This window comes from Ramlibacter sp. (assembly GCF_036383835.1).
Taxonomy (GTDB): Bacteria; Pseudomonadota; Gammaproteobacteria; order Burkholderiales; family Burkholderiaceae_C; genus Ramlibacter.
In genome coordinates, this window is record NZ_DASVNN010000085.1 from 1 (window position 1) to 5,212 (window position 5,212).

The 5,212-nt window shown below is 69.2% G+C and carries 8 protein-coding genes; 2 read left to right on the forward strand and 6 right to left on the reverse strand.

Annotated features, from left to right (window positions below):
- From VF522_RS13935 to rpsP, 6 genes are all read right to left on the reverse strand, one after another.
- Positions 1–659: cobalamin biosynthesis protein (locus VF522_RS13935; protein ID WP_330908881.1), on the reverse strand; the 659-nt coding region annotated here is incomplete at its 3' end.
- 110 nt (positions 660–769) lie between these two features.
- Positions 770–1,489 carry a CoA pyrophosphatase gene (locus tag VF522_RS13940; RefSeq protein ID WP_330908882.1) on the reverse strand — a complete coding sequence of 240 codons (720 nt, stop codon included), beginning with the start codon at positions 1,487–1,489 and terminating at the stop codon, positions 770–772.
- Positions 1,490–1,562: 73 nt separating this feature from the next.
- Complete coding sequence (rplS, locus tag VF522_RS13945; RefSeq protein ID WP_330908883.1) at positions 1,563–1,943, reverse strand: 50S ribosomal protein L19; 381 nt, start codon at positions 1,941–1,943, stop codon at positions 1,563–1,565.
- 143 nt (positions 1,944–2,086) lie between these two features.
- Positions 2,087–2,830: a tRNA (guanosine(37)-N1)-methyltransferase TrmD gene (gene trmD / locus VF522_RS13950; RefSeq protein ID WP_330908884.1), complete on the reverse strand. Its 744-nt coding sequence runs from the start codon at positions 2,828–2,830 to the stop codon at positions 2,087–2,089.
- A 7-nt stretch (positions 2,831–2,837) separates the two neighbouring features.
- Entirely contained in the window at positions 2,838–3,434 is a 597-nt protein-coding gene (gene rimM, locus VF522_RS13955) for a ribosome maturation factor RimM (RefSeq protein ID WP_330908885.1), read from the reverse strand.
- A gap of 6 nt (positions 3,435–3,440) precedes the next feature.
- Positions 3,441–3,713 (reverse strand): 30S ribosomal protein S16, encoded by a 273-nt coding sequence (gene rpsP, locus VF522_RS13960; protein ID WP_330908886.1) that lies wholly within the window; start codon positions 3,711–3,713, stop codon positions 3,441–3,443.
- A gap of 131 nt (positions 3,714–3,844) precedes the next feature.
- On the opposite strand from rpsP, the gene VF522_RS13965 reads away from it, so the two are divergent.
- Both VF522_RS13965 and VF522_RS13970 read left to right on the forward strand, forming a co-directional pair.
- Positions 3,845–4,378, forward strand: a complete 534-nt coding sequence (locus VF522_RS13965) for an N-acetyltransferase family protein (protein ID WP_330908887.1) — start codon at positions 3,845–3,847, stop codon at positions 4,376–4,378.
- Complete coding sequence (locus VF522_RS13970; RefSeq protein ID WP_330908888.1) at positions 4,375–4,821, forward strand: TM2 domain-containing protein; 447 nt, start codon at positions 4,375–4,377, stop codon at positions 4,819–4,821. The genes VF522_RS13965 and VF522_RS13970 overlap by 4 nt, the downstream gene beginning before the upstream one ends.
- The last annotated feature ends 391 nt before the right edge of the window (positions 4,822–5,212 follow it).

Consider the following 5,212-nt stretch of genomic DNA (forward strand, 5'->3'; position numbering starts at 1 on the left):
CCGATCGCGGTGATGCGCGCGGGCAGCCAGTCGACCGCCGTCCAGGCCTTGGCCGCGGCGGACTGCAGCGCCTCGCTGGCCGGCTGGATCTGCATGCGGTTGCGATAGCGCCAGTAGCGCACGACGAATTCGGCCATGCGGTACAGCACGGCGCCGGCCGGCCCGAGGCCGAAAGCCGCCAGCACGGAGAACCAGGCCAGCACGCCGAACACGTGGCGATGCGCGGCCAGCACCGAATACTCGATCACGTGCCGCACGATCTCGCTGCGCGGCAGCTCGCTCGCGTCGACGCGCTGCCACTGCGCCAGCAGCTGCCGCGCCCTGGCCTCGTCGCCCGCCTCGAGGGCGTCGCGGATGTCGGTGAAGTGGTGGCTGAACTGGCGGAAGCCCAGCGTGATGTACAGCACCAGCACGCTCCACACCATCGCGGCCGGCCAGCCCACGAAGAGCAGCAGCGCCCAGTGGATCGCCAGCGCCAGCACCGCGGGCGCCACCACCGCCAGCAACCATGCGACCCAGCCGTGCGCCGGCTTGCCGGCGTCGAAGTTGCGGCTCACCCAGCGCGCCCACACGCGCAGGCCGGAATGGATCGGGTTGTGCGGTCCCAGCGGACGCACCTGCTCGATCAGCAGGGCGAACAGGATCGCGAAGAAAGACATGGCGGAATGATAGCGGCGCCCGGAGCGGAACCTCGCCGTTGTCATTGCGGGCTTGACCCGCAATCCATGGGTCCCGGGTCAAGCCCGGGATGACAAGGCCGTGGAACGCATCACGCCGACAGGAAGCGATAGAAATTCCGCAGCATCGCCGCGGTCGCGCCCCAGATGAAGCGCTCCTTGCCGTCCTCGCCGTAAGGCATCGAGAACCACTCGCGGCGCACGCCGCTCAACTCGATCGCATGGCGGTGGTGATGCGCCGGGTTCATCAGGAAGTCGAGCGGCACCTCGAAGGCGTCGGCCACTTCGAAGGCGTTGAGCGCGAGGCGGTAGTCCGGCCGCACCAGCGCGATCACCGGCGTGATGATGAACATGGTGCCGGTGGTGTAGGTGGGCAGGGTGCCGATCACCTCCGCCAGCGGACGCTCCAGGCCGATCTCCTCGTGCGCCTCGCGCAGCGCGGTGTCGGCGGCGTCGACGTCCGTGTCGTCCTGCTTGCCGCCCGGGAAGGCCACCTGGCCCGAGTGCGTCGAGAGATGCGCCGTGCGTTCGGTGAGCAGCACCATCGGCCGCTCGCGCATCACGATCGGAACCAGCACCGCGGCCTTGGCTGGCTGTCGGTCGGTGAAGCGGCGCTCGGCCCAGATCTCCGGCTCCCAGTGCGGCGGCTCGGCGAAGCGCCGGCGCAGCGCCGCGGGCGCGAGCGCGTCCGCCCCCACGGCGGGCAGGTGCGCATCGACGCCCACCACCGGCGCCTGCCGCGGGTCGAAGTTCGGGATCTTCGACAGCGGGGTATCGGGCGGAAGCGTGGCGGACGGATCGATCGGGGGCATGCAGGCTTCGGACAATGAAAAAGCCGCCGCGAGCTCGGGGCCGGCGGCGGCTTCTGGCGCGGTGGCGCCCGCCTTATTCGGCGGCGGCGGGCTTCTGGCTGTGGGCCAGCTTTTCCTTGATGCGCGCCGACTTGCCGGAACGCTCGCGCAGGAAGTACAGCTTGGCGCGGCGCACGTCGCCGCGGCGCTTCACTTCGATGTTGGCGATCAGCGGGCTGTAGGTCTGGAAGGTACGCTCGACGCCTTCGCCGCTGGAGATCTTGCGCACCGTGAAGGCGCTGTTCAGGCCGCGGTTGCGCTTGGCGATCACGACGCCTTCGTAGGCCTGCGCGCGCTTGCGGCTGCCTTCGACGACGTTCACGGAAACGATCACGGTGTCGCCGGGGGCGAACTCGGGGATCTTCTTGCCCAGGCGGGCGATTTCCTCTTGTTCGAGGGTCTGGATCAGGTTCATGTTTACCTCTGGGATCTTGCCCGCGCTGCACTGAAGGTTCTCGCTTCGCCCGCGTTCGCGCTGGGCGCGCACGCAAGTTCGATTCTTCCGCCTGGGGCGGGAGCGGCTGGAACGGCCGGACAGAGGATCTGGAAAGCCGGCGATTATAGCCCGGCGAGGAATTCCTCGTCCGCGCGGGTCAGGCGGCCGGCCTTCCGGGCCGCCGCGATCAGGTCCGGCCGGTGTCTGGCCGTGGTGGCCAGGCGCTGGCGGCGGCGCCAGGCCTCGATCTTCGCGTGGTGGCCCGAGAGCAACTCCTCCGGCACCTTGGTGCCGCTCCACTCCTCGGGCCGCGTGTAATGCGGGCAATCCAGCAAGCCGTCGAGGGCGGGGTTGAAGCTGTCTTCCTGGTGGCTGCCGGCGTCGTTCAGCACGCCGGGCTGCAGCCGCGCCACCGCATCCAGCAGCGCCATGGCGGCGATCTCGCCTCCGGAGAGCACGAAGTCGCCCAGGCTCAGCTGCACGTCGACGTGGGTGTCGATGAAGCGCTGGTCGATGCCCTCGTAGCGGCCGCAGATCAGGACGGCGCCCGCGCTCGCCGACCAGCGTTCGACGCCGGCGTGGTCCAGGCGTTCGCCGACCGGGGAAAACAGCAACACCGGCGCGGTGTCGGCGCGCTCCGCCTTCACGGCGGCGAGGCATCGGGCCAGCGGCTCGGCCAGCATCACCATGCCGGGGCCGCCGCCGAAGGGGCGGTCGTCGACGCGCCGGTAGTTGCCTTCGGCGAAATCGCGCAGGTTCCACAGGCGTACGTCGACCTGCTTCGCCTCGTAGGCGCGGCGGGTCACGCCCGCGGCCAGGAACGGCGCGAACAGCTCGGGAAACAGCGTGACGACGTCGAAGCGCATGGCTTCTTCAGTAATCGGCCTGCCAGTCGACGTCGATGCGGCGGGCGGCCTGGTCGACCTTGTCGACGAATGCGGAGACGAAGGGGATCATGCGCTCGAGCGCCTTGCCGCCTTCCTCGTAGCCGATCACCAGCACGCTCTGCGGGCCGGTGGTCAGCAGCTCCTTCACCTGCCCGAGGTGCACGCCTTCGCGATTGACGACGTCCAGCCCGATCAGGTCGATCCAGTAGAACTCGTCCTCGCCGGCGGAGGGAAAGGCGGAACGCGGGATGAAGACGCGCGCACCCCTCAGCAGTTCGGCGGTGTCGCGGCCTTCCACGGCGTCGGCGCGGGCCACCAGCGTGTCCGCGTGCTCCTTGGTCTCCCGCACGCGCAGCAGCACCGTGCCGCGAAAGGCTTGCGGGCCCTTCTCGGAAGGTTGCAGGTACCAGCGCGTGGAAGAAAGAAGCGCCTGGGGATCGGCGCTGTGGGGGAGGACCTTGAACCAGCCCTTGATCCCCCAGGCATCGGCGATGCGCCCGACTTCGATGGCATCCGCGGGGAGTTCCGCGGCTTCGATGTCTGCCGGCAGCGTGGCTGCTGCCGGACGGCCGGGCGCGGCCATGCAGACTTAAGCCTGGGCCGGGGCGGCGGCCTGGCCGGCGGCGGGAGCTTGCTTGAGCAGGCGCTCCACCGTGGGGGACGCCTGGGCGCCGACGCCCTTCCAGTAGGTCAGGCGGTCCTGCGCGACGCGCAGCTTCTCTTCGCCATCGTTGGCGACCGGGTTGTAGAAACCCAGGCGCTCGATGAAGCGGCCGTCGCGGCGCACGCGCTTGTCGGAGACGACGATGTTGTAGAACGGACGGTGCTTGGAACCGCCGCGGGAGAGTCGAATGACGACCATGATTTATCCTTCGGGTGGATGAGGTAGCCGCACCAGCGGACTACTCAGATTTCTTCCGGCGTTGAGACACGCGACACGGCCACCCGGCCGGCGACACGCCGAAAAGCCTGCGATTATAGCCTTTCCCGCCGATGCTCACCCTGCGCCCGAGTTCCGAGACCGATCTACCCGCGATCACCGCGATCTACGCCCACCACGTGCTGCACGGCACGGGCACCTTCGAGACCACCCCGCCCACCGAGGCCGACATGGCCGGCCGCCGCAGCGACGTGCTGGCTCGCGGCCTGCCCTACCTGGTGGCCGAACAGGCCGGCCGCGTCGTCGGTTTCGCCTACTGCCAGTGGTTCAAGCCGCGCCCGGCCTACCGCTATTCGGCGGAGGATTCGATCTACCTGCATCCCGAGGCCGCCGGCCAGGGCATCGGCAAGCAGTTGCTCACCGCCCTGATGCAGCACGCGGAAACCGCGGGCGTGCGCAAGCTCATCGCCGTGATCGGCGACTCGGGCAACCGCGGCTCGATCGGCGTGCACGGCGCGCTCGGATTCAAGCGCGTGGGCGTCATCGAGTCCTGCGGCTGGAAGTTCGACCGCTGGCTGGACATCGTGCTGATGGACAAGTCGCTCGGCGAGGGCAACGGCACCGCCCCGGAGGCAGGCCGCGCATGAAAAGCAAGACGCTCGCGGCCTGGCTCGCCTTCCTCGGTGGCACGCTGGGCCTGCACCGCTTCTACCTGCGCGGCTTCGGCGACGCGATCGGCTGGCTGCTGCCCATCCCCACCGCTCTGGGCCTGTACGGCATCGAACGGGTGCAGCAGTTCGGGCAGGACGACTTCCTGAGCTGGCTGCTGGTCCCGCTGCTGGGATTCACCTTCGCCGGCTGCTGCCTCAATGCGATCGTCTACGGGCTGATGACGCGCGAGAAGTGGAACGCGCGCTTCAATCCCGGCGCGCCCGAGGACGCGGAACCGGGCGGCACGCGCTGGGCGACGATCTTCGCCATCGTGCTCTCGCTGATGATCGGCACCGGCGTGCTGATGGCCAGCATCGCCTTTAGCTTCCAGCGCTATTTCGAGTACCAGATCGAGGAAGGGCGGCGGATCTCGCAATAGGAGACACCGCGGAGCCCGTGATGTCATTCCCGCGCAGGCGGGGATCCAGGGCATTTGATTGAAGCGGCGCTGTTGCGTCGCTTCCCGCTTTTGAGCAGCGGAGTGCGTCGCGGCAGGCGGCGCGCGGTGTGGCCCCGCTGGGGCGGCGTCCCCCTCGCTGCCGCTCCGGGGGCAAACCTGAAAGTCGGATCCCTGTAGGGTGGGCAAGCCTTGCTTCCCCACCATGCGGCGCCGCGATGAAACGGTGGGCAAGCGAGCTTGCCCACCCTACGGCGATCACGCGGACGATGGCAGTGGCAACAAACAATGCGCCACCGCCCTGCCCTGCTGCCAGCCCCCGTGCGGGCGGGGCCGGGGTCGCGCATGAAGGCATGGCGCCTGCGAGGACCGG